General features: G+C 45.8%; 19 protein-coding genes. 11 read left to right on the top strand and 8 right to left on the bottom strand.

Translation table 11 applies throughout. The features are described 5' to 3' along the window. Positions 1 to 16 precede the first annotated feature (16 nt). Together DDT91_RS09140 and DDT91_RS09145 are read left to right on the top strand one after the other, a co-directional pair. Positions 17 to 436, top strand: a complete 420-nt coding sequence (locus DDT91_RS09140; protein WP_187175866.1) for a rhodanese-like domain-containing protein — start codon at positions 17 to 19, stop codon at positions 434 to 436. Positions 437 to 570: 134 nt separating this feature from the next. Next, entirely contained in the window at positions 571 to 2,994 is a 2,424-nt protein-coding gene (locus DDT91_RS09145) for a penicillin acylase family protein (RefSeq protein ID WP_187175867.1), read from the top strand. A gap of 71 nt (positions 2,995 to 3,065) precedes the next feature. Here DDT91_RS09145 and DDT91_RS09150 read toward each other — a convergent pair whose 3' ends face one another. Next, positions 3,066 to 3,521, bottom strand: a complete 456-nt coding sequence (locus DDT91_RS09150) for a hypothetical protein (RefSeq protein ID WP_187175868.1) — start codon at positions 3,519 to 3,521, stop codon at positions 3,066 to 3,068. Between the two features lie 138 nt (positions 3,522 to 3,659). After that, the gene (locus DDT91_RS09155) at positions 3,660 to 4,757 is read right to left on the bottom strand and encodes a Gfo/Idh/MocA family protein (RefSeq protein ID WP_187175869.1); all 1,098 of its coding nucleotides are present in this window, start codon (positions 4,755 to 4,757) and stop codon (positions 3,660 to 3,662) included. A 121-nt stretch (positions 4,758 to 4,878) separates the two neighbouring features. Here DDT91_RS09155 and DDT91_RS09160 point away from each other — a divergent pair, with 121 nt between their 5' ends. Both DDT91_RS09160 and DDT91_RS09165 read left to right on the top strand, forming a co-directional pair. Next, positions 4,879 to 5,334 carry a heme-binding protein gene (locus DDT91_RS09160; RefSeq protein ID WP_187175870.1) on the top strand — a complete coding sequence of 152 codons (456 nt, stop codon included), beginning with the start codon at positions 4,879 to 4,881 and terminating at the stop codon, positions 5,332 to 5,334. A gap of 111 nt (positions 5,335 to 5,445) precedes the next feature. After that, the gene (locus tag DDT91_RS09165) at positions 5,446 to 6,591 is read left to right on the top strand and encodes a hypothetical protein (RefSeq protein ID WP_187175871.1); all 1,146 of its coding nucleotides are present in this window, start codon (positions 5,446 to 5,448) and stop codon (positions 6,589 to 6,591) included. Between the two features lie 552 nt (positions 6,592 to 7,143). Here the strand turns inward: DDT91_RS09165 and DDT91_RS09170 are convergent. Then, positions 7,144 to 8,181 carry a patatin-like phospholipase family protein gene (locus DDT91_RS09170; protein ID WP_187175872.1) on the bottom strand — a complete coding sequence of 346 codons (1,038 nt, stop codon included), beginning with the start codon at positions 8,179 to 8,181 and terminating at the stop codon, positions 7,144 to 7,146. A 123-nt stretch (positions 8,182 to 8,304) separates the two neighbouring features. On the opposite strand from DDT91_RS09170, the gene DDT91_RS09175 reads away from it, so the two are divergent. The 4 genes from DDT91_RS09175 to DDT91_RS09190 all read left to right on the top strand — a co-directional run bounded on the left by DDT91_RS09175 (position 8,305) and on the right by DDT91_RS09190 (position 12,240). After that, entirely contained in the window at positions 8,305 to 9,240 is a 936-nt protein-coding gene (locus tag DDT91_RS09175) for a proline iminopeptidase-family hydrolase (RefSeq protein ID WP_187175873.1), read from the top strand. 3 nt (positions 9,241 to 9,243) lie between these two features. Next, complete coding sequence (locus DDT91_RS09180; protein ID WP_187175874.1) at positions 9,244 to 10,062, top strand: CHAD domain-containing protein; 819 nt, start codon at positions 9,244 to 9,246, stop codon at positions 10,060 to 10,062. A 99-nt stretch (positions 10,063 to 10,161) separates the two neighbouring features. Next, the gene (locus DDT91_RS09185; RefSeq protein WP_187175875.1) at positions 10,162 to 11,142 is read left to right on the top strand and encodes an NAD(P)-dependent alcohol dehydrogenase; all 981 of its coding nucleotides are present in this window, start codon (positions 10,162 to 10,164) and stop codon (positions 11,140 to 11,142) included. Between the two features lie 111 nt (positions 11,143 to 11,253). After that, the gene (locus DDT91_RS09190; RefSeq protein ID WP_187175876.1) at positions 11,254 to 12,240 is read left to right on the top strand and encodes a transporter; all 987 of its coding nucleotides are present in this window, start codon (positions 11,254 to 11,256) and stop codon (positions 12,238 to 12,240) included. Here DDT91_RS09190 and DDT91_RS09195 read toward each other — a convergent pair. Together DDT91_RS09195 and DDT91_RS09200 are read right to left on the bottom strand one after the other, a co-directional pair. Further along, a complete protein-coding gene (locus DDT91_RS09195) occupies positions 12,209 to 12,712 on the bottom strand; it encodes a threonine/serine exporter family protein (protein WP_187175877.1) in 504 nt (167 codons plus the stop codon). The genes DDT91_RS09190 and DDT91_RS09195 overlap by 32 nt on opposite strands. Further along, positions 12,712 to 13,488 carry a threonine/serine exporter ThrE family protein gene (locus tag DDT91_RS09200; RefSeq protein ID WP_187175878.1) on the bottom strand — a complete coding sequence of 259 codons (777 nt, stop codon included), beginning with the start codon at positions 13,486 to 13,488 and terminating at the stop codon, positions 12,712 to 12,714. The genes DDT91_RS09195 and DDT91_RS09200 overlap by 1 nt, the downstream gene beginning before the upstream one ends. Before the next feature lie 389 nt (positions 13,489 to 13,877). Between DDT91_RS09200 and DDT91_RS09205 the strand changes: the two genes are divergently transcribed. After that, on the top strand, positions 13,878 to 14,324 hold the full coding sequence (locus tag DDT91_RS09205) for an Hsp20/alpha crystallin family protein (protein ID WP_187175879.1): 447 nt from the start codon (positions 13,878 to 13,880) through the stop codon (positions 14,322 to 14,324). Positions 14,325 to 14,395: 71 nt separating this feature from the next. Here the strand turns inward: DDT91_RS09205 and DDT91_RS09210 are convergent, their stop codons facing one another. Both DDT91_RS09210 and DDT91_RS09215 read right to left on the bottom strand, forming a co-directional pair. Then, a complete protein-coding gene (locus DDT91_RS09210; RefSeq protein WP_187175880.1) occupies positions 14,396 to 16,063 on the bottom strand; it encodes a formate--tetrahydrofolate ligase in 1,668 nt (555 codons plus the stop codon). A 139-nt stretch (positions 16,064 to 16,202) separates the two neighbouring features. After that, entirely contained in the window at positions 16,203 to 17,564 is a 1,362-nt protein-coding gene (locus tag DDT91_RS09215) for a M20/M25/M40 family metallo-hydrolase (RefSeq protein ID WP_187175881.1), read from the bottom strand. Positions 17,565 to 17,814: 250 nt separating this feature from the next. On the opposite strand from DDT91_RS09215, the gene DDT91_RS09220 reads away from it, so the two are divergent. Beyond that, positions 17,815 to 20,625: a PQQ-dependent sugar dehydrogenase gene (locus tag DDT91_RS09220; RefSeq protein WP_187175882.1), complete on the top strand. Its 2,811-nt coding sequence runs from the start codon at positions 17,815 to 17,817 to the stop codon at positions 20,623 to 20,625. Between the two features lie 241 nt (positions 20,626 to 20,866). Here DDT91_RS09220 and DDT91_RS09225 read toward each other — a convergent pair whose 3' ends face one another. Next, positions 20,867 to 21,793 carry a C1 family peptidase gene (locus DDT91_RS09225; protein WP_187175883.1) on the bottom strand — a complete coding sequence of 309 codons (927 nt, stop codon included), beginning with the start codon at positions 21,791 to 21,793 and terminating at the stop codon, positions 20,867 to 20,869. A gap of 204 nt (positions 21,794 to 21,997) precedes the next feature. Here DDT91_RS09225 and DDT91_RS09230 point away from each other — a divergent pair, with 204 nt between their 5' ends. Next, positions 21,998 to 24,166, top strand: a complete 2,169-nt coding sequence (locus DDT91_RS09230; protein ID WP_370539305.1) for an alpha-galactosidase — start codon at positions 21,998 to 22,000, stop codon at positions 24,164 to 24,166. Positions 24,167 to 24,469 lie beyond the last annotated feature (303 nt).

Here is a 24,469-nt window from a genome sequence, read left to right on the forward strand (position 1 = left end):
CCTAAAATCAAGCACTATGAACAAATTCATTCTACCTGTTTTCGCATTTGCACTAGCGGTAAGTTCTTGTGGCACGGACAAAACTAGCACGCAAACCACAGAATCTGCAGCCAGTCAAACCACCGTCATCAACCTGACTGCAAAAGAATTTTCGGAGAAAAGTCCATCGGGCACTGTGATCGATGTCCGTACTCCGGGAGAAGTGGCCCAAGGCAAAATTGAAAATGCTGTCGTGATTGATTTTTACCAGCCGGATTTTTTGGATCAGGTAAGCAAGATTTCCAAAGACCAAGAAATCTACCTCTACTGTGCCGTAGGTGCAAGAAGTGAAGAAGCCGCCCGTATGCTTGTGCAGCAAGGATACACCAAAGTCTATCACCTTCAGGGCGGAATACAAGCCTGGCAACAAAACGGCTACCCCATCAGTCAAAACTAATTAGACCTCTACTTAAAACCTCAGGGCCGATTCATGGGAATTCGGCCCTTTTCTTTTGACTGAAAATCCGCTGGTCGAAAAGGATTTGGTGACTTGGAATTTTCTTTGAAACTTATTCCAAATCACCCACAGCCATGAAACAGATCCTTTTGGCAGGATGGACAGGCTTTCTGATCCTTGCCTCGCTTACGGTTTTTTCCCAAAACCTCTCCATCCACGGACTCCATCAGCCTGTGGAAGTCTATCGGGACTCGAGTGGAATCAACCATATTTTTGCCCAAAACGAACACGATCTGTTCTTTTCCCAAGGCTATCTTGCGGCCAAGGATCGGCTTTTTCAATTTGAACTCTGGAGAAGACAGGCGACAGGAACTTTGGCTGAAATCCTGGGCGAACGCGAACTGGACCGTGATCGCGGTGCTCGACTTTTTAGGTTCAGAGGAGATAAAAATAAGGAGCTCAACCATTACCATCCCCGAGGAGAGCAGATCGTGGATGCCTTCGTGGCCGGAGTCAATCAATACATTTTGGAAGCCAGAAACACTCCGGAAAGCCTCCCGATAGAATTTAAAATGCTTCAGATTCTTCCTGAATTTTGGACTTGGGAGGTGGTGATTTCACGACATCAAGGGCTTCTAGGCAATTCTCCGGAAGAGCTCAACATCAGCCGAATTGTAAGCCTGATCGGGGAGGAAGAGACCAAAAAACTTTTCCATTTTCATCCCAATGAACCTGATTTGAATTTAGACCCAAGCATTCCAAAAGAACTGCTTTTCAAAAACATCCTTCAGCCTTACCAAGCTTTTCGCGCAGCGGTGGTTTTCAAACCAGAGGATATTCAACCCGAGTTTAGAAAAAACCAGGCTGAGTTTGAAAAGACACTTGCCGAGTGGAAAGCTGAAACAGATTTCAACTTGGAGGCCGATGCCTTTGCCATGGGAAGCAACAACTGGGTGGTCTCAGGGAGCAAAACAGAAAGCGGCTTTCCCTTCATGGCCAATGACCCTCATCGTCTTCAGGCAGTGCCATCCCTACGCTACTGGGTACATCTCAACGCTCCGGGCTGGAACGTCATTGGAGGTGGCGAACCTGTCATCCCAGGAATTTCCATAGGACACAATGATCATGGGGCATGGGGACTGACAATTTTTTCCACTGACTTTGAAGATATCCGGGTTTATGATCTTCATCCGGAAGATTCAGAAAAATATTGGCATAAGGGGCAGTGGCACAGTTTTCAACTCATCAGAGACAGCATCCAAGTAAAAGGGAAGGGAAAAATTCCTGTTATCCACAGGTTTTCGGTTCATGGACCGGTGACTTTCATAGACCATGAACTTAAGAAAGCGGTAGCTTTGGAATGTGCCTGGCTGGAGTATGGCGGCGCACCTTACCTGGCCAGTCTCAGCATGAATCAGGCAAAAACTTGGGAAGAATTTCAGGCCGCCTGTACCCTCAATCATGTACCCGCTGAAAATATGATCTGGGCAGACCGGCAAGGAAATATCGGTTGGCAAGCCACCGGTATCCCACCTATCCGAAAGGAATTTTCTGGCTTGGTCGCCACACCGGGTGATGGCAGCAAAGAATGGGAAGGCTATCTACCCATCAGTAAACGACCCTCTTCCGTAAACCCTACTAAGGGTTTTATTGCCACCGCCAACGAAAATGTAACGCCCCGTGAATACCCCTTCCCCGAGGCTTTGGGCTTTGAATGGGCAGATGACTTTCGCGGAAAACGAATTGCGGAAGTGTTGAGCCAAGACCGAAAATTCACGCTGGAAGAAATGGGCAGACTGCAAAATGACTATCTGGCCCTCCCTGCGAGGACACTTGTCCCCTTCCTTCGCACGCTAAGTTTCTCCGATCCTCAGGCAGATTCCTTGCGAAGGACCTTGCTTACTTGGGATTTTCGATTGGAGAAAAACTCCATTCAAGCCGGCATCTATGTCATGTGGGAAAGAGACCTTCGATCCCGAATCAGCGACCTGGTAGTGCCAAAGGAAGTTGCCCCCTATTTTGGGAATGCTTCCCTGACCCTCATTTTGGATTGGATGGAGAATCCAGAAAAAATCTTTGCCTCTAATCCTGAAAAAGCCCGAGATGAGGTGCTTCAAAAAAGCTTTGAAAATGCCATGGCTACTCTCCGAGTTAAACTGGGCGAGGATGTGAACAATTGGCAATACGGTCAGGCAGCCTACAAACACGCCTTGATTCGGCATCCATTATCCGCAGCCGTAAACGACGATTGGGAGAAAAAACTAAACCACGGACCTCTCCCCCGAGGAGGGTACAGCTTTACCCCTGCTGCCAATGCCTATGGGGACAACAATTCATCCGGGGCATCCTTTCGGATTTTGGTAGATACTCAGGATTGGGAGAAAACCCAAGGCATCAATACCCCAGGGCAAAGTGGAAATCCTGAAAGCCCATTCTATAGCAATCTTTTTCCGATTTGGGCTAACGATGGTTTCTTCCCTGTCCATTTTGAGAAATCAAAAATTCAAAAATCAGCTTTTGAAAAATCGGTCCTTCAACCTGCAAGCCAAGGGAATTAAGCCCTATTCCATGGGTGATCTCCTTTCAAAAAACAAGAGTGCATTCCATCCTGGGAATGTCCTCTTGCTTTTTAGTAAACATCCCGTATCTGATACCTCACCCCTCCATAATCAAAAGTGTCTCCCTTAGTCTTTCCTTTCATGACATGATAAATGGGAGCTTTGGTGGAAATTCCAAAAAGTGACTGACCATTGACTTCCAACAAATCCACTGAGGTAGAGACGAAAAAGATGCGCTGATCTGTCACCACCACGGCTCCCAATTCTACTTTTTCAGACACCTTTTCCTCATCGATTCCTTCCAAGGTCATGAGTTCATTTTTGAGAAAAACCAATTCATGCTCCATTCGAACCAGCATTTCGTTTCGCTCGGCACCTCCCCGATGTTCCTGACTGGCTATTTCCTCACGAGCGATAATCTCCCCTTTTAGATTTTCGATTTCTTTTTCAAAATCAGAAATGATCAATTGCTGCTTGATCAGGCTGGCATGAAGCATACTGGCTTTGGAAATTCGGGCGTCTGTCATGGCTAGATTGGATTTATCCTGCTCAATACTAGCATCTTATCTACATTAAAACCATGACCAATGTCACGTAAATACCTGAAAAAAAACGGGAACCAATTTCTTGGCTCCCGTTTTTCTATCAATAAAGGAAATGCTGCATCAGATCAGCACGCGTTTTCCGGTTTTGGCACTTTCCAAAATAGCCTCCACGATGCGAATATCTCTCAGGCCTTCTTCGCCCGGTACGGGCATGGGCTTTTTGCCCAAGATCGCCAAGGCATCCTGATCCATTTGATTGGCTTGTTGCCAAGGTATTTGGTAGGGAAAATTGATTTCTCCTAAGGGGCTTTTTCCCTTGTTACCAGAATAACCAGAAAATGGAGCAATTTCCACTGCACCATTTTCACATTGGACCGTGAGGTAATTTACATTTTCAAAAAAGCTGGTTTTGATCTTTCCGGTCACACCATTGGGGAATTCTAATTCGGCTTCTACGATTTCTCCCAAACCATTTTTATAAATCTCAGGCCTTTCGGTCCAGACCTTTGCAGATTTTACCGCAAGTGGTTCCATCTGAGTTCCGAGTCGAGCTCCCTGAATAGAATATACCCCCATGTCATAGATCACGCCTCCCCCCATCTCCACTTTCTGCTTCCAGTGATCAGTTCGGTTTTCCCGATATCCGGCAGCACAATCCACCGATTTTATCTTGCCGAGTTTTTTGTTTTTGATGAGGTCCACATACGCTTTGGTGTTAGGTTCATGTTGACATCGGTAGCCAATAGAGAGACTCACCCCATGTTTCTTGCAGGCATCAATCATTGCCTGACAATCCGCTACGGTCACCGCCATGGGTTTTTCGCACCACACCTGTTTCTTGGCGGCAGCAGCCCTTTCCACATACTCGCGATGCATCGAAGGAGGCAAAACCACATAGACCACGTCGATATCCGGATTGTCCTTGATGGAGTCGAAGTTTTGGTAGTTGTAGATGTTTTTTTCCGGGATATTGTATTTGGTCTTCCAGGCTTCTGCCTTGGAAGGGGTTCCGGTAACAATACCAGCCAAATAGCAATGCTCGGTCTGCTGAAGAGCCGGCGCCAGCAAATCAGTGCTGTAATAGCCCAAACCGACCAAGGCTATTCCGAGTTTTTCTTTTCTTAAAGGTTCGGCACATGCCAAAAGGCTAGAAGGAGAAAGCAAGCCCAAAGAACCGGCCAATCCCAGGGTTTTTAGTGTATCACGTCTTGAAGTCATAGGAAAAAGGTTTAAAAGAGTAAGTTAATCGGTTAGGTATTCAAAAAACCGGTATAACTTAAGAATCAGAAGAAAAACCTGCAAAAAGTTTTAATTTGATCTATAACCAAACCTAATATCCATGAAAAAGCTACTGTTTATTTTGCTATTTATTTTACCAATTCTGTCTTTCTCTCAGACCAAACCTTATCTGACTCTTGCTGATGCACAGCGGATTTCGGACGCAGCAGAGGCGAAGGCCAAGGCAGAAGGATGGAATGTAGTAATTGCCATTTTGGATGATGGAGGTCATTTAGTATCTCTTCGAAGGATGGACGGAGTGCAAATCGGATCCGTAGAGGTAGCTCAGGCAAAAGCGAAATCTGCCGTTTATTTCAAAAGATCCACCAAAATTTTTGAAGATGCCATGAAAGGAGAAGGAGGAAGCCGAATCGCCACACTGCCTAACGCGGTGGGAGTAGAGGGAGGCTTGCCTATTTTCAAAGACGGGGTGATCGTAGGCTCAATTGGGATTTCAGGTGTCACTTCCGCTCAAGATGGGATCATTGCCCAAGCCGGTCTGGAGGTATATCGATAGTCTCAAAAACCTAAATCTAAATAACCTCTCCCAAACCTATAATTCTGCACTTGAAAAGAACATAAAACTGCAACTCCTTTCTTTTCGTTTGGCATCAAAAAGTATCCCATCATGAGCTTGGCAGCCAAACGGATTTTGTTTTTCGTACCGATCATATTTCAACTCTTCACGGTTTTCGGGCAAGAAACCGTGAGCACTTTCCCATTTCATCTGGAGTCCGGCCTATTGGTTTTTGAGGGCAAAATGGATGGTATTCCCACCCAATTTGCCTTTGATACCGGGGCAGGAATGGGAATGGCCAACTCGCTCAGTGAGCTAAGTGGAAAACTAAAAATCAAAGGCAAAAAAATCAATCTTCGCGACTCTAACAATCAACTTCAAAAAGTAAAGACAGGACTAACCAAGGAACTTGAAATAGGCGGAATAAAAATCCCCCAAGTCCGAAGTCTGATCAATGACATGGACTTCCTCTATTGCATGGACTTTTACCTCCTGGGACAGGATGTGATCAAGCAACTCAATTGGGAAATTGATTTTGAAAAACACCAGATCCGGGTCTCTAAAGAACCATTTTCCTCAGATCCTTCTTGGAAAAAGCTTCCCATCCAATACAAAGGAAACCGGCCATTTGTAAGCCTGAGCTTTGCAGGACGGACATTTCCGGATGCCTTGGTAGATTTTGGGTATGTGCATGTCATGGATTTCCCGGATCATTTGCCGGAAATTCAGCCTTTTTTGAACCTCAAGGACAGTCTCGGACTGAGTAATCCCAACATCACCACCTCGATGGGGGCATTGAGTCAAAGCACCTATCCCACACGATCCATATGGGTAGACAGCATGATGATCAGCGGTGAAATGTTTCTCCGAATTCCTGTCGATTTTGAACAAAGCTCCTATCCAAAAATCGGATTAGGTTTTTTTGAAGCCCTAACCACCAAAACCATCCTTAATCACTCAGAAATGGCCTATTACCTTGAGTTAAAGCCCAAACCGGAATTCAAAGAAACTACGCACATCGGGGTGATGTATCAAGACGGCAAACTAATTCTATCCTCCAAGCCTCAAGGCCTCACACCCAAAGATGCTCTTCTGGAAGTAGGAGAAGAAATCCAAGCCATCAATGGGTTTTCAGCCATTGACTTTAAGGGTTCATGTAGCTATTTCAAGTGGTCTGTCCTGCAAAATCCAAGTCGAGTGGAGTTAGTAAAAATGGATGGAACCAAACTCGTATTTGAAAAAATCTCCATGAGATAAACCTCTTTTATGTCAAAAAGAGGCTATCTCATAAGTACTGTTTGTCACATTGAGCACTTGACCAACGAGAATTGGGCAGATCGAAATGTGGTCTGGATCATTAGAATCGGCCTTCGACACCGCTACCAATGACGGATTTCTTTTTATTCTGCAATTATTGAGTATTCGAAATTTAATTCTGGAATTAGATAAGGCTAATACTATTCATCATTTGATTCTCAACAACAAGCTTTTGAAGCATTTTTTCTTTCGTTCTTTTGGCTTGATCCAAAAGATCCAAAAGGTCAAGATAGGGCAAAAACGAGAGTTTTTGAGCCAGTAAGTGCGGCAGGAAGCTCCAGCCGCACAAGGCCGGACGCTAGCCCGCTGCTGTGTCAGCCCGCCCGCCTATCCGATCTGTGTTTAGTGATCAATAAAAAAACAATTCAAAATGTAAAATGGGGTGTGAGTATCAAAAAAGCCTGTTATCTCTCTTTTGTAAATCTCAATTTTTCCATCTCAGACTGACATTAATGCCCCTTTATGAAACAGCCTCATAGATTTCTTTGCCATTCAGGAATAAGCAACCAGTTTTTTTGCTATTTGATCGAGTTCAGATTGGTATTTACGTACCGAAAGCAATCCGTCTTCATGCAAGGCCTTAAGATTCTTCAAGTCTGCCTTGTCCATGTCCGAACTGGCATTCTGAAGTACAGGCTCGAGGCGGTAATAATCCTCTGCATTTTTGGCTGAAAGAGTCCCAAATATTTTTCTAAGTTGATAATCCACGGTTTCAGAGTTTCCACTCATCATGATATCAATCAGAGGCTGCACCCATTTGATAAGACCAGCATCTTTAAACTCCTTAAAATAGTAGGGAGTCTTCACTGAACCTGTCCCCATAGAGATAATCAACATGTCCTTCGCACTTGGAGTATCAGGCTTCTGTTCATCATTCAGGATTTTTTTGAAATTCAATTTCCTGCATTCTGAATAGGCGCAAAGCGCAGGATTATTGGCAAAAACACCTCCGTCAATCAGCGCGTGAGGGGTCCCAAACATGGAGAAAATATGAGCGGGCTCGAAATACGTAGGGGCCGCAGAAGTCGCGCGTGCCACGTCTTTGAAATAATAATCGTAAATCGGGCTATCCGCATCAGCACTGGTGAAAAAGTGAGCCATCCGATTTCGAATATCGTAACTGGTAATCAGACAGGGTTTCTTTGACTGACTCAGGCGAATTTCTCCAAAATAGGTATTCAGAGCCCTTTCCAGTTCCTTTTGTGAATATCGTTCGTCCCTGAGTCCTCCCATTCTTTTCAATTTTTCACTGAGGGATACGTCGAAAATCTCATCGCCTTGGTCCAAATACAGGTCAAGAGCTTCTTTGGCAGAAAAGCGATGCCCTCCGTTTTCATCGGGACATAGCATGATCAAGCCCAAAATACCTCCGGTGCTTGTGCCTGCAACAAAATCCACATACTCGCCAATTTTGGCTTCCGGATTGTTTGATTCTTTACGGATTTGTTGCTCAAGGTAGGTGAGCATGGTGCCGGGCAAAATACCGCGGATTCCACCCCCATCGATGGATAAAATTCTTACTTTTTTCATAAAAATCGGGTTAAAAACTAGTAAAAGGTACAGCCCATCTGCCTCAATTCCAAAAAATTACACCCCAATTCTTTCTTCGAAAATCTCTACCATTTTCATTTTATTCTTTGGAACTTAAGCTTCATGAAGAAAAGTCCGTTGTTTATCCTTTGGGTAATATTTTGTTTTTCCTGCCAGAAAGAATCCTCTCTCCATCCTCATGAGGGATTTGTGGAAGTCACAGGCGGAAAAATCTGGTATGAAGTAGTAGGAGAAGGACCCAATCCCCCCGTTCTTCTCCTTCACGGAGGACCGGGAAGTGCAAGTTTTGGGTTTGATCCCCTGAGAGAGCTCGATTACAATGGCCCGATTATTTTTTGGGATCAGCTGGGATGCGGAAGATCTGAGGCACTCTCGGACACGACACTGATGACTATTGAAAACTTCGTGGATCAGACTGAACGGTTGAGACGTCACCTGGGCTTGGAGGATTTTGTGCTTTATGGGCACTCATGGGGTAGCATGTTGGGAATCGATTATTTCCTCAGGTATCCTGAAGAGGTCAAGGCTATTATTTTTAGCAGTCCATTATTCAGCACCGATCGTTGGATCGCCGATGCAGACACCTTGATCGCCACCTTGCCTGACTCCATTCAGCAGGTTATTCGGCACTTTGAGACGACCGGAGAATACGATCATCCCGAATACCTGGCCGCAACGGAGATGTATTACGACAAGTATGTGACCCGTAAAAAGCAGCCCAAGGTTGACAGAAGCCATCTGAAGCTTTCCTCGGGCTCAGAAATTTACCGCTACATGTGGGGGCCCAGTGAGTTTAATTCCACCGGAACCCTGAGGGACTTTGACCGACTGGAAGACTTGTCCGGTATCGATGTTCCTACGCTTTTGGTCTGTGGGGAATTTGATGAAGCTAGGCCTGAGACCATCCGGTTTTATTCCGGCCTGATCCCAGGATCCAGGGTGGAAATTATCCCGGATGCCGCTCATAGCACCCTCAATGATAACCGGGAAGCCATGCTGAAAGTCATCGGGAGTTTCTTGGAAACCGTAATAAAATGATCCATGAGGGAAAACTTGGCCTATCTGAAAAAACGGAGATCAGCACTGAAATTCCTGATCCGGACACCCAAACGGAAGTTTACCAAAGACCGGTTTCACCTGCTTCGGGTGGAACTCAAAAAACTGAAAGCCATTCTTCTCCGGATGGAATTCTTGCTTCCTGATTTTGACAGAAAAAAATTCTACAAACCGTTCCGCAAACTTTTTGCACAAGCTGGAAAGGTGAGAGAAATCCAAATTGAAAAGGAAATTCTAAGAAGCTATGGAGTCCTAGAACAGATACCGGAATACGTTCTCCTCCTCAACAAAAAAATCCAGAAAGAGCGTGTTCGGTTTTTTAATGTCAGAACCCTAGCCCTCAATTCAAAAATCGAAAAGCGACTAAAGGTCTTAAGGCGCAACGTTCGGAAAGTTTCCCAAATCGACTCTGGACCCTTTCTGGCCAACTTAATCGGTGAAATCAAATCGCTCTTGGCAACCGGAATTCTGGAGGAACAAAGCGCTCATTTGCTCCGCAAAAAGCTCAAAAACCTGAAATATAACTTGGAAAGCCTTCAAGATGAAAAGATGGTCAACAGGCATCCGGAACAGGAGGAATTGGTCAATCTTCTTGGAACCTGGCATGATTTGGTAACGGTACAACGGACTCTTCTGTCTGATATTTTTGAACTTCCGGTAAAAGAAGAAGAGAAGGAAAGCCTACAGAGAATAACCGGCACTATCCAATCTGATTCTGAGAGAATATTTAAGGAAATCAACCAGAAAATCCCGCTGTTTGATGATTTTATTCTCCCCCCAAAACTTAAATCATCACAGGATTGATCACCATATTGAAATACATACCTCTTTCAATCCCTGATTCCGTTGAAAAGGGAGACGATTACTTTTCACATTTTAAAATCCAGTTTCATTTTAGCATCCATGAAAGCCTCTGTTCGCCAATCTTACTGTTCTGCAGATTCCATACAACTTGTGGATCTTCCAATTCCCGAACCAAAGCCTGATGAAATTAGAATTCGGGTGATGGCCACGACAGTCAACCGGACTGACTTGGGAGTCTTGACAGGTAAACCCTACGCCATGCGGTTATTTGCCGGATTTCCAAAACCACGCTTTGCAGTAACGGGGACGGATTTTGCAGGAGTGGTGGACAAATTAGGTGTGGGAGTACAGGACTTCCAGATTGGTGACCGGGTATGGGGATTTTGGGACCACGGACAGGGAACCCATGCGGAGTATGCCTGCATTCCGACCAAATACCCCATGTTACCCATTCCCGAGGGAGTTGGTTTTGCTGAAATCGTAGCCTGCGGGGAAGCTGCCCATTATGCATTTAATTTTCTCAATAAAGTCAACCCAAGTGAGGGAGACCATGTCTTGGTCAATGGCGGCACGGGAGGAATAGGATCCGCAGCAATTCAATTGCTCAAGGCCAGAGGAATCCTTGTGACCGCCGTTTGTCATGAGGCCCATGTCGACCTAGTCAAATCCTTGGGGGCAGATCGAGTCATAGCACTGGAAAAAGAGGATTTCACCAAGGAGTCTATTCAATACGATTTTGTTTTTGACGCAGTGGGAAAAAGCCGGTTTAAGTGTTGCAAGTCCATCCTGAAGCCAAAAGGAGTTTATCTTTCATCCGAACTCGGGCCCAATTGGGAAAATATTACATTAGCCCTTTACACGCCGATTTTGGGAGGAAAAAAAGTGGTTTTCCCTGTGCCCGGGTCCATCCGGGAAAGTATGGATGCGATTCAATCCCTGTTGTTGGAAGGGAAATTCCATCCACTGATCGATGAAAAGCAGTTCCGATTAGATCAGATGAAAGAGGCTTTTGCGTATGTGGCTTCGGGAAAGAAAGTCGGAAATGTGATTTTGAAGGTTGGAGATGGGACAAAGCAATGAGTGGTTATCCACTGATGGGGATTTGTTGTGATTCTTTCCCGGATAAATTCAAACTAGTGTTCCAAAGATTGGTCTTGGTATGAGTATCTTTATTGGATAGCCAACCTGATCATGCCTCCTGTTAAAATTTTGGAGCCTCTCCTTCTGTTTTGCTTAGTTTTTCTGACTTCCTCCAGGAATATGGCTCAGGATCTTGATCCTAGAGCTTACATGAGGGTTCCTGTCAAAACGACCACGGCTTTTACCGGTTTTGCTTATTCATTCGGCGGAGTGGTCACGGATCCCACTCTCCCATTAGAAAATGTAAAAGCTGATGTTCAGGCCACCTCCTTTGGAGTTTCTCACTCTTTTGGCTTATTAGGCAAAACCACTCAGGTTTTAATGGTCCTCCCTTATTCCTGGGCTCATGTTTCCGGAAGTATCGGAGAGAAAGATTCCACCACTTACAGATCCGGTTTAGCTGACGCACGATTCAGATTCACCATGCTTTTGATAGGAGGAAAAGCCTCCACCCTTCAGGAAATTATCCAGGCTCCCAGAAAGACAATCCTCGGATTTGGCCTCAATTTATCCATACCTACCGGTGAATTTTTTCCCGAAAAACTGATCAATCTGGGTACCAACCGATGGGCTCTTCGTCCAGAACTGGCCCTTTCTCAGCCTTTGGGAAAGCGATGGCTGGTCGATGTCTATTCCGGAGTTTGGCTTTTTACCGACAACAATACCTTCTATCCGGGGACTTCAGTACGGGGACAAGAGCCCATGGGGGCATTTCAGGCTCACCTCAGTTACAATATCAAACCTACCCTCTGGGTTGCTTTTGATGCCACTCATTATGTGGGAGGAAAATCATCTATAGACAATGAATTCCGAGATGACCGTCAGGAAAACACACGAATTGGCCTAACTGCAGTAATTCCCACTGGAAGGTTTAGCTCCTTGAAATTTGCCGCGAGTACAGGTGCGGTAGTCCGAGTAGGACAGGATTTCACCACTTTCTCTTTGGGTTGGCAGCGGACCTGGATAAAAGGCCTAAAAAATCAGCCAAAGGGGGTTCCAAAATCCGCTAGCCCTTTTTCCAGGCTGACCCCACTTTGAATTTCCCCACAAATTCCAATTTGAACAGTACAAGAGGTATGGTGACTCCAAGGGTAATTGCTAACAACACGAAGAGGGTCATGGTCCCGTTGTAAAGCGTCCGATTGACAATCTCTCCGTACTTATCATCCGGTGTTTGTGCCAAGGCCATCAGTCCCAGCATGGCTTTATAGGCAAATGCACCCGGTACCAAAGGAATCACGGAAGGTATCGTGATCATCATAGGAATCAATTTTTTCCAATTCCCGAGAAACACTCCCATAAAGCCAATTGCCAAGCCGGCTACAAAAGTTGAAAGTACGATTCTCCCTCCAATCGCGGGAAGCATCAAGCCAAATTTGACCACCCCACCGAGAAAGCCAACCAGTAGAACCATCCAAAGACTTTGTCTTGGAGCATTAAACAAAATAGCAAAGCCAAAAGCAGCGACACTGCATGCAAACCCTTTAAATATCACCTCCAGCAGTTCCATCAAAAAGGAATTTGAAAGATATATAAAACAGAGGCCAAACCAGCTGCTATCCCAAAAGCATGCATCAAGGCATTAAATCCCCGGTCGATCCCATTAAGAATAAAACCATCCAACAAATCCACAAAGGAAATGACCAAAGGCACACCCGGAACCAGAAATAGAACACTGGTAGCAAAAGCATGATCCAGCTGTGTGGAAAAGCCAATTACCCAGAAAACACCGATCACTAAGGAGGAGAAAAAAGAACTGAAATACGTAGTCAAATAGATGTTGACACTTCGCTTAATCAGTTCTTGTTTCAGAAATAATCCGACAAACGTGGCCAAGAAAACAATCACCATCTCCAAAAAATTTCCTCCAAACAGGTAACAGAATGCTGCACCTGCCAAACCAACTACCGCCAAAATTATCGCTCTGGGATAATGGGGCTGTTTCTTAATCAGCTGAATACGATCCTTTATCTGAGGATAAGGAAGTGGGTTCTTTACTAATTCCAAACTTAAATTGCTGATTTCGGAGACCACTTTAAAATTCACCCCTGGAAGAGAGCTTTTACTTCTTCCTCCGGAAAAAGTATTGCCCTGCGCATCCTGAATACTGATAGAAAGATGCCTGGTGCTGAGGTTGAGATGAATCTCAAAACCATAGGCCTTCGCTACCCGAAACAAAATCAAATTGACTCGACGGGTAGGTGCGCCTGCATGAAGCATGGTTATCCCCATTTCCAGCAAAAGTTTTCCCAATTGGTCGGGATTGAGGGACTTAAAATCTGCCATTCTTTGGATTGAATTCTAGGCTAATATAAACCTGAAAAATCCATTAGAAAATCTTCTACGGACTTATCCCCATCGGAGGATTAAATCAGATGATACTATTTACTTTCCGATCCTTATATGGAAGTCCTAATCCTCCATCTCCAAAGTGACCGTTTTTTTTGAATTTCAAGCCCCTCGCGCCGAATGCTATAGCCTAATCCGGGATAAACTGGCGATCCGTTTTTTTCACTCCTACTCTTTCGTATTAATTCCGTCATCATTCAGGCAAACAAATCTCTCAGATTGATCACAATCAATTGATAGTGTGACTTTTGTCATTCATTTTTTCTGAAAAACAGCGGAGATTAGACAATGGAAAAAAAAGAATAAGAACCTTAAAATTGAAAGCCATGAGCAACGTAGCAAAAAGAAATGGAAGCTTCTGGCCAAAAATGATGCAGGACTTTTTTGGCACAGAGAATCCCTTTGATTGGGATGAGAAGTTTTGGTTACCTGAGAAATCAGTGGAAATCCCCTCAACCAACGTGATCGAAAACGAGAAGGAGTTCAAGCTGGAAATGTCGGCACCGGGTTTTGACAAAAAGGATTTTAAAGTTGATGTACACGACGGAGTGTTGAGTATTTCGGCAGAGCGGAAGAATGAATCAGAGGAGAAGAAAGAAAATTACCGAAAGAAGGAATTTTCCTACTCAAGTATTCGAAGATCATTTGCCTTACCTGAAAATGTAAAGGAAGACGGCATTGACGCAAAATATGAAAATGGAATTCTTCACTTACTTCTTCCCAAAAAAGCCATAGAGCCGGCAAAGGCCAAAAAAGAGATTTCGGTAGGTTAATAGGTTAAAAGGGTTATTTTTTAAGTATTGGTTTGGCCCCCGGGATTTTCCCTCCCGGGGGTTTTGCTTTTTCAGAACAACCCGGAAATCACTCCCTGACTGTCGATGTCGACAGATTCTGCCGATGGAGTCTCCGGTAATCCAGGCATTCGAAGGATATCTCCGGCAATCGGAATTATAAATCCTGCACCTGCCGCTATTTCAAATTCCCGGATGGTGATCACAAAATCCCTCGGACGTCCAATCAGCTTTTCATTATCGCTCAGGCTTTTTTGGGTTTTTGCAATACATACGGGAAGGTTGGACATGCCAAGCTTCTCGATTTTCTTAAGTTGGGTTTGAGCAGTCTGGGAGAGCACCGCATCTGATGCCCCATAGATGGTTCTAGCTACTTTTTTGATCTTTTCCAGAACTGAATCTTCTAGGGAATAGGTTGGTGAAAAACGATATTCACAGCTTTCTGCAGCCTTCACTACCAAATGGCCCAGGTCTTCACAGCCCTCTCCCCCTTTGGCCCAACCTTCACTCAACGAAGCCGGAACCCCAATCTCCTGGCAATAAGCCAACAATCGCCGTTTTTCTTCTTCACTGTCACTGCTGAAGACATTGACAGCTATTACTACAGGGATACCAAAGCTTCGGATACTTTCTACATGCCGAAGTAGGTTTGGGAAACCATTTTCCAAAGCACTAACATCCTCGGAGGTCAACTCTTTCAATGGCTTGCCTCCATGATACTTGAGAGCCCGGATTGTGGCGACAAGAACCACCGCTTTAGGCGAAAGCCCAGCCGCTCTGGATTTGATGTTAAAAAACTTTTCTGCTCCCAAGTCTGATCCAAATCCCGCCTCCGTCACCACATAATCGCCTAGGCTCAGCCCCATTTTGGTTGCCAAAATGGAATTGGTGCCTTGAGCAATATTGGCAAAGGGACCTCCATGAATGATCGCGGGATAATGCCCCAAGGTCTGAACCAAATTGGGCTTGATGGCTTCCTTCATCAAGGTGGCCATTGCACCTTGAGCATTGAGTTCGGAAGCAAAGACCGGGCTTCCATCAAATCGGTCTCCAATGTAAATCTTCGCAAATCTGGCTTTCAAGTCTTCTAAATCCTTGCTCATGCAAAGGATCGCCATCACTTCAGAGGCCGCGGTGATATTAAATCCGGTTTCTCTCGGAATACCTCCATTTTTCCCTCCCAAACCTACCACCGTGTTTCGCAATGCTCGGTCGTTCATATCCATAGCCCTTTTCCAAATAACGGTCCGAGGATCAATTCCCAGATTTCGGGTTTTACTTTGGATATTATTGTCAATAAGGGCGGAAAGTAGGTTATTGGCTTTCTCGATCGCATGAAAATCACCGGTAAAGTGAAGGTTGATGTCTTCCATGGGAATGACCTGCGACCAACCGCCGCCGGCTGCACCACCTTTGATGCCAAAAACCGGCCCGAGACTGGGTTCTCGGATGACTGCGATGGAGGATTTTCCGATTCGGTTGAGACCATCGTTGAGTCCGATGGTGACCGTCGTCTTGCCCTCTCCTGCCGGAGTGGGCGTAATGGCTGTGACTAGGATTAGGTTGCTGTGTTCAAGCTTCTCCTCCCGGATCAAGTCCAGAGGGAGTTTGGCTTTGTATTTTCCGTAGAATTCGAGTTGATCGGAGTTTATTCCGATGTTTTCAGCTACCTGCTGTATAGGTAAGGGGGTCACCGAATTGGCGATCTGAAGGTCATTCATGGGTGATATTTTTTTCCAAAAGAAGCAGAATAGCTAAGGGAAAGTGGTGATGAATCTTACCAAAAAGACTGATTGAAGTCATGTTAAATAAAAATACCCTCGGGCTTACCCGAAGGTATTTCGGAAATCATCAGGAATTTCAAATGCCTTCCTGTTCGATCAGGTAGACCAAAGCTGTCATCGCCGCAGCCCCTAATTCCAATTCCCGCCTATCCACTACCTCAAATACATCTGCCTCCGTGTGGTGGTAGATGAAGTACTTCTGCGAGTCAGGCAAAAGACCGATCAAAATCGGACCCTGATCCCGAAGCGGGCCGATGTCTGCCCCTCCTCCTGGCTTTTGCAGATTCCAAAGCTGATAAGGTCTCAATAAATCTGCCCAAGAGGCCAATTTGCCACGCTGGGCATCGGTCCCAGTAGATGAAAAACCGATTGGCAAAAATCCTCCCGAATCAGACTCAATTGCAGCAATGTGCTTCTCTCCTTTGGCTTTGGCCACTTTGGCATATTCCTGTCCTCCACGTAGCCCGTTTTCTTCATTCATCCACATCACGGCCCTGATGGTGCGCTTTGGCTTCCATCCTAAAGCCTTGTACAATCTCAGAACTTCGATAGCCTGCATGCACCCAGCACCATCGTCATGTGCCCCCTCTCCCACATCCCAAGAATCCAGATGTCCCCCCACAGCGATGATTTCCTCGGGCTTTTCTGTGCCACGGATTTCACCGATCACATTGTAGGAGAGTTTTTCGGTCTTCATTTCTCCGTGAGATTCCAGATACAATTTTAGGTCAGCCTGCTCAGAAAGAAGTTGGCTTAGGAGTTCGGCATCTTGGGTACTGATAGATAGAGCGGGGATTGCAGGAAAATCCGGTGCATACCGTTGATTCCCGGTATGTGGATGGTCATCTATCCGATTGTTCATAGAGCGGACTACTACTCCCACGGCTCCAAGCTTGGAAGCTTCAGCAGCACCGGATCCCCGCTGTCCCACGGCACCTGAATATGCGTCGAATGCATCGATTTTAGTGGGATCCATGGGGCCGTTGAAAAAAACGATCTTTCCTTTGACCTGAGCACCCATGGATTTGAGCTGGTCGATACTCTTCACTTCCACCACTTGCCCCAACAAGCCTTTGGGACCTGTTCCCTGAGTGTTTCCTAGAGCCAACGCATTCAGTTCTACCACGCCATGTTTGACTGAATTTGTGATTTTAACCACATCTTTTCCGCCTCTTTCCCAATGCGGAACCATGACTGGTTGGAGGTACACGGTATCGAAATCATAACTTTCCATGAGCTGACGTGTCCACTCTACGGCTGCGGCCGCTCCCGGCGAACCCGACAATCGGTTACCGATTACCTTACAGAGGTAGTGGAGATTGTTGTAAGTATGGCCTGAGGAAAGCTCTGCATCATAAATCTTTTTGAGATTAGCCTCATGGTTTTGCCCGAAGGCAAAAGCCGGAACGAAGGCTAAGGCAAGGATAAATTTCTTCATGGTTGAGGTACTTTTTTGAAAAAATAGAAAAAGGAAAATTGTCCTGAAAAAGATTTTTACCAATGGTTGTTTTTGATCCGCCCATATTCTTAGACTTTCTTCTGAGAATACCTTTTTATCCCAAATAATCAATCAGTTCCATCGCTCATTCATCCCTGAAATTTACCGAAACCGCAAGAGCGTTTGGTAATTGGATTTCTTTTGTTCATTCTTGAGACAATAGAAAAACCGATCAACTTATCTGAAACCTATGAGGAACAATTTACCCTTGAGACCTTTATGGGGCTTGCTGTTTGGATTGATAGTTTTTGCCTGCAAAACAGATCCCTCAGATGACCCAAACTACAAACCTGAAGACAACCGCTTTACCAAAGTGGTTCTGACGGAAGGCATGGATGAACCCATGGAAATGACCTTTTTGCCCGGAAATCGGGTCTTATTCGTGGAGCGAAAAGGAGGAGTGAAAATCCTGGATGAAAACACCGGAGAAGTCACTTTGGTCGCCACTATCCCTGTAAACACCAAGTACACCAACAAGGCTGGAGTAACCCGGGAGGCAGAAGAAGGCCTAATGGGGGTAATTGCTCACCCAGACTACGCCAAAAACAATTGGATCTACATGTACTATGCCGATCCGACCGATTCCAAGCATGTCCTTGCCCGATGGGAGCTCAAAGGCAATGAGTTGGTTGAATCTTCAGAAAAGATCGTCCTTGAGGTACCCACTCAACGCGAAGAATGCTGCCATACCGGTGGCGGGATGGTCTTCGATGCAGAAGGAAACCTTTACCTGACTGTAGGAAACAACACCGTCAATCCAAGAGAAGGCTCTTCCAATCTGGATGAAAGACCGGGAATGGAAAACTCCGATGATCAGCGCGCCCCAGGCAACACAAATGACCTAAGAGGAAAAATACTGAGAATCCATCCCGAGGATGACGGAACATACACGATTCCTGAAGGAAATCTCTTCCCTCCCGGTACAGAAAAAACCCGTCCGGAAATCTACACCATGGGCCATCGAAACCCTTGGAGACCAACCCTAGACAGTAAAACAGGCTACCTCTATTGGGGTGAAGTGGGGCCAGATGCCTCCGTGGATTCGATTTGGGGGCCCAAAGGATATGATGAGTTTAACCAAGCCAAAGGCCCTGGGTTTTTCGGCTGGCCGTACTTTATCGGGGACAATTTTCCTTACAACCGTCACAACCATGCGGACAGCTCTTATGGGGCACCTTACGATGTCAACAATCCTGTCAATGAATCGGTGAACAATACCGGTTTGCGCGAGCTTCCGACTCCGGTTGTACCTGCAATGATTTACTATCCGTACGGTGCCTCTGAGAAATTTCCCGAATTGGGAAGCTCAGGAAGAAGCGCCACGGGAGGACCGGTATTTAGAAAAGCAGATTTCAAAAAAGACGCGCCTTATGTGTTCCCTGCCTACTACGAAGGGAAGTGGCTGATCGTGGACTTCATGAGGGGATGGATTTTTGCAGTCACCATGGATGAAAATGGCGATTACAAAAGCATGGAGCGATTCCTGCCTGCTGAAACCTTCAGCTCGGCGATCGATATGGACTTTGGACCGGATGGGTCACTGTATATATTGGAATACGGCTCTGCCTGGTTCCGAGGCAATGCCAATTCACGCCTGATCAAAATCCAATACAACAGAGGCAACCGTAAGCCCAATGTCAGCGTAGCTGCAGACAAAACTGCCGGCGCAACTCCATTGACCGTCAATTTCTCCTCTGAAGGCACCAATGACTTCGACGACTACGACCAAGAAAAACTGAAGTACGTATGGAAAATCACCAACGGGTCCGGCTTTAATCAGACCTTGACCGAGGCTAATCCTAGCTTCACCTTTGCGGAGGCAGGCACCTACCAAGTGACCTTGACCGTCACGGACACCAAAGGCGAAACCAATTCGGCTTCCTTGGAAGTAACTGCAGGCAATGAGCCTCCGGTGGTCAGTATCGACTTTGCAGGGCTAAACCGCAGTTTCTGGTTTGGTGACAAAGAACTGAGCTATAGCATCACAGTCAATGACAGGGAAGACGGAAGTTCTTCGGACGGAAAAATCAAGGCAGAAGAAGTGGCTGTTACCTTCGACTATGTTCCCGCAGGATTTGATCCCATAGAAATCGCTTCCAAGCAAAGTGGGGTGGAAAGCGCAGCTATTTTGAATTTGGGTAAAAATCTGATCGAACAGAGCGACTGTAAATCCTGCCACCAATACACCGAAAAATCCATCGGCCCAAGCTACCAAGCTGTGGCTGAGAAATATCCAAACTCGGAGGAAAACACCAAGTATCTCGTCGGTAAAATCATCAACGGGGGTGCTGGAGTATGGGGCGATCACGCCATGAGCGCCCACCCTTCACTCAGCGAGGCAGATGCCAAACGCATGGTGGATTACATCCTTGCGATGGACGATGTGCAGGCCAATATCGCTTCGCTTCCGCTGAGCGGAAAAGTGAATGCGGTGATACCTGAAGGAGAAAATGGACTGGGCAGCTTCCTGCTTAGAGCCTCCTACGCTGACAAAGGTGCAAGTTCAATCGGTTCCTTGAATGGGGTAGATTTCGTGGCTCTTAGGAGTCCGTTTGTAGATCCTCAGGCTTCGGTTGATCGAAAAGGCGTTCAACTGTTGACAACTCCAAGAGTCAACTTTTTGGTGGCCGGAGACAATTCTCAGTTTGCCCTAAAAGGCATCGACCTCACAGGGGTTCAGCAGATTGATGTGCTGGCCGCAATCAATCAGCGAAATGGGGCTATCGGTGGCACCGTGGAAATTCGTCTTGGTTCTCCAAGCGGAGAAGTCCTGGGTACTTCTGAAAAAATAGGCAGAAAAGAAGGAGGAGGATTCCGACCGCCTCAGGGGGTGAGTATGCAGGAATGGGTCAGGATGAATGCCAACCGAGCAAAAGTAAAAATCAAACCCACCTCGGGCGTCAAGGATCTCTATTTCATCTTCAAAAACCCGGAAGCCAAACCCGAACAGGTATTGATGAGTATCAACGAGATCGAGTTTAAAAATAAAGTAGAAGAGTAACAGCTGTCAATCACCCTTGAAGGCCCCGAATCGCAAGTTCGGGGCTTTTATTTTTATGAATATCCGGAACTTTGCAAGTAACTTACTTCGAAGATAAAATGAACTGGTAAATGCCAATTCTTTGACTTCTTCGGCCTTCCGTCATCGGTCGCTTGTGCTGAGCGTAGTCGATGCATCCAGCCCAAAATCCGGGGAATATTCGTCTACTGTCGGGGCACCTTATAATCAGATTGGTTTTCAATCAATTCATCACGACCAAAGCTTGACACAAGACCCGAAAGGGATTTTGGAGGTCAAAGACATTTTCAAAAGCAGCATAATCCACCCAAACAAAGCCCTGATCTCCCCAGCCTTCACCCCAAGAGTTTACTAGTTTGAAAGCTTTAAATTGATCCGAATATCCAACCACCAGCATCGCATGGGCTCCATAAATCTGGTCCTTTTTGACCTGATGCGGACGATAAGCACTCAGTCCCAAGGCATCCTTTTTCCCAAACTCCGGATCCAAGCCCATCGCCACCACGATCGGTTTTCCTTGTGTCAAAAGGGTTTTGACCTCGGCTACCATATTTTCTCCTGACAAAATCAGGTAATCTTTCATTTTGAAATTGCTGGCATTTTCACGCTGTGCAGCTGTTGGTTGCAGATTGCATCCTGTGGATTGATAGGGGAAAACCTCCCACTCGCTGGCCCCTTGATCCACCAAAAGCTGAAGAGATTGGATAATCGAAGTCCCTTTGCATTGGCCTTTTGTGATCTGATTGTAAATGAAGGATGGGCTCAAAGTGACTCCCTGAGAACGGGAGGAATTTTGCCCAATATTATGGAGCAGACTTCTGCCATAGTAAGTCGTAGCCCAAGCGGTGCAAGACCCCAATCTTCCTTGATTGCCTATTTCCGGCAGAAAATTGGAAAGATCAAAAGAGGCCGGAAGGTTATTGGGAATGGTAAGGTTTTGGAGTGTTTTCAGACTTTCCGGAACCCCTCCGGAAAAACCGTAACAGTACGAATTCTCACAGCCCATCCAGTACTCCTCACCCGTCTCTGAGATAAAAACTTCTCCATTTTGGGTAAGGGGATCAGTTCCAAGGAGGGAGGTAAATTCATTTTTTTCAACACATCCAGAAATCAGGAATAGAAAAAGAGAGAAAATCAAAAATTTTCGCATAGCCTATCAAATTAGTCTTTAACCATACGACAAGCCTTTGGATTACGCTACACAGAACCAAATAAAAAATCGAACGACTGCTTTTTAACCAAGTAAAGGATCGTTTTTAACACCGAAAGCCTTATATTTTTCGAGCTAATCTTTGAAAAGGGTTAGTGTAGGGATGGGCATTTTCCCATCCTGATTCATCCAAATTTGACCACTGTGAAAAACCTTCACCAAATTGCTGAAAAACTCTCCTGGATCATCTTTTTTTCAGCCCTGATCCCACTCCATTCTTTTGGGCAAAATCAGAACGACGATTGGCTGGTGGACGGCAAATCCCGCCCTGCAGAAATCATCCAACTCAATCCAAAAGAGATACAACTCCGAAACGGACTGGTGCAACGCACCTTTTCCCTTTCTCCCAGCCTGGCTTGCTATGACTTTACCAATCTGATGACCGGCGAGCAGCTGCTCCGAACCGTCATGCCCGAAGTAAGAATTACTCTTGATGGAAAAACGTACGAAGCAGGCACCAGATTGAATTTCAAGGAGAAAGGTTATTTCAGAAAAGAATGGTTAAATCTGGTCGAAACCCCAACTGACAATTTCCAATTTGAAGAATATACCTTATCGGAAATTGAGCCTCATTTCCCATCCAAATTACAGTTTTGGACCAAGCAAGAGAAAGCAGCAAGCGGCAAAAAGATTTCGTTTACCTACACCAATTCCCAACTTTCCGGACTCATCCTGAAGGTTCACTATGAAATTTTCGATGATCTTCCCTTGATTGCCAAATACCTTACACTCGAAAATTCCGGAGCGCAAACGTACCACCTTGATCAGGTAGTCCATGAGATTTTGGGAACAGTGGAGGAAGAATCTGCTGTGGTCGGCAAAACCACTCAGATGAAGAAACCCCACCAGTTGTACATCGAAAACAACTTTGCCTTCAATAATTCCATGAATGCCGAAATCAGCGCTCAAGCCACCCATTGGAAGCAGGATTCAACCTATACTTCCCAAGTCAATTACGACTACCAGACCCCGGCAATCCTGGAAGTCTATCCTGAAAAAGGAATCGGCGTTGACCTAAAACCTGGAGCAAGCTTTCAATCCATCCGGACTTATGAACTCGTCCTAGACAGCTATGACCGAGAGCGAAACGGACTCGCACGCAGAAAAATGTACCGGGCAATTGCCCCATGGACCCAGCAAAACCCCATATTCATGCACTTGGTAAGCAAAACCGATGAACAGGTCCGTACCGCTATCGACCAATGTGCAGCTACGGGATACGAAGCACTGATCCTAAGCTTTGGCAGCCATATCAACATGGAGGACAATTCTCCTGGAAACATCCAGAGCTGGAAATCCCTGGCAGATTACGCCCATTCCAAAGGCATCAAAATCGGTGGCTATTCGCTTTTTTCCTCCCGAACAATCGGTCCTGAGACCGATGTGATCAGCCCGATTACAGGCAAACCCGGAGGAGCTTTCTTCGGAAATGCCCCTTGCCTCGCCAGCGAATGGGGATTGAATTACCTGGATAAGTTGAAGTACTTCTTCCGTGAAACCGGCTTTGATATTTTTGAAAATGACGGCCCCTATCCGGGCGATGTCTGTGCCTCCACTTCCCATCCCGGACACAAGGGATTGGAAGATTCTCAATGGGTGCAAATGAATCTCCAAAAAGGACTTTACCAATGGATGAATGCACAGGGAATCTACATCAATGCACCGGATTGGTACTTTCTGGACGGTACCCACAAGATTGCCATGGGCTATCGGGAGGTAAATTTTGCCCTGCCGAGAGAGCGGCAAAAAATCCTCAACCGTCAAAATATCTACGACGCCACTTGGGAAAAAACTCCTTCGATGGGCTGGGGATTTGTACCGCTTACGGCCTATCACGGCGGCGGGGCAGATGCAGTTCTTGAGCCGCTCAATGATCACCTCGAGGACTACAAGCAGCTCATGATGCAGTACTACGGCGCGGGGATACAGGCTTGCTATCGAGGACCAAGGCTTTATGATACCGAGGAAACCAAGTCTATGGTCATTGAAGTGATTGATTGGTACAAAAAATACCGGGACATCCTCAATGCAGATATCATCCGGCTCCGCCGTGCCGATGGCAGAGACTGGGATGGCTGGATGCACGTAGATCCAAAAGGGAAAGAAAAAGCCCTGATCATGCTATTCAATCCGACTTCAGAAACGATGAAAAAAGAACTTGCACTACCACTGTATTATACCGGGCTGACTGACAGCGCCCACATTCGGGTAGAGGAAGGGGTAAGGCAAAAAGTCGGCTTGGACAGAAATTATGAGGCAAAGGTATCCTTGGAAATCCCAGCAAATAGCTACACTTGGCTGGTGGTGGAGTAAGCTAGTTCCCGAAAGACGAAAGAGTCCTATTTATTTGATCATCAGGATGGATTGTCTGCCCAAAACCCTATTTTTCGGAAAATCGGTTGTCTCCTCTGTTCGAAAAATTTTCCAACACACCTGAAGCCCAGCACAAATTTTTCATTTGCTTTTTCTGCTTGATCAAGGAGAAGATTACCTTATTGAGATCTTACCCATCCACTCCGATCAAGAAACTCCACAATCTTTGACCTTGGACTTAGGAACCTTTGCCTCAAACTTTCTCCAGAAAAAGAAATCCAACCGATGACCAATGTCTGTACT

The sequence above is a fragment of the Algoriphagus sp. AK58 genome (assembly GCF_014324365.1).
Taxonomy (GTDB): domain Bacteria; phylum Bacteroidota; class Bacteroidia; order Cytophagales; family Cyclobacteriaceae; genus Algoriphagus.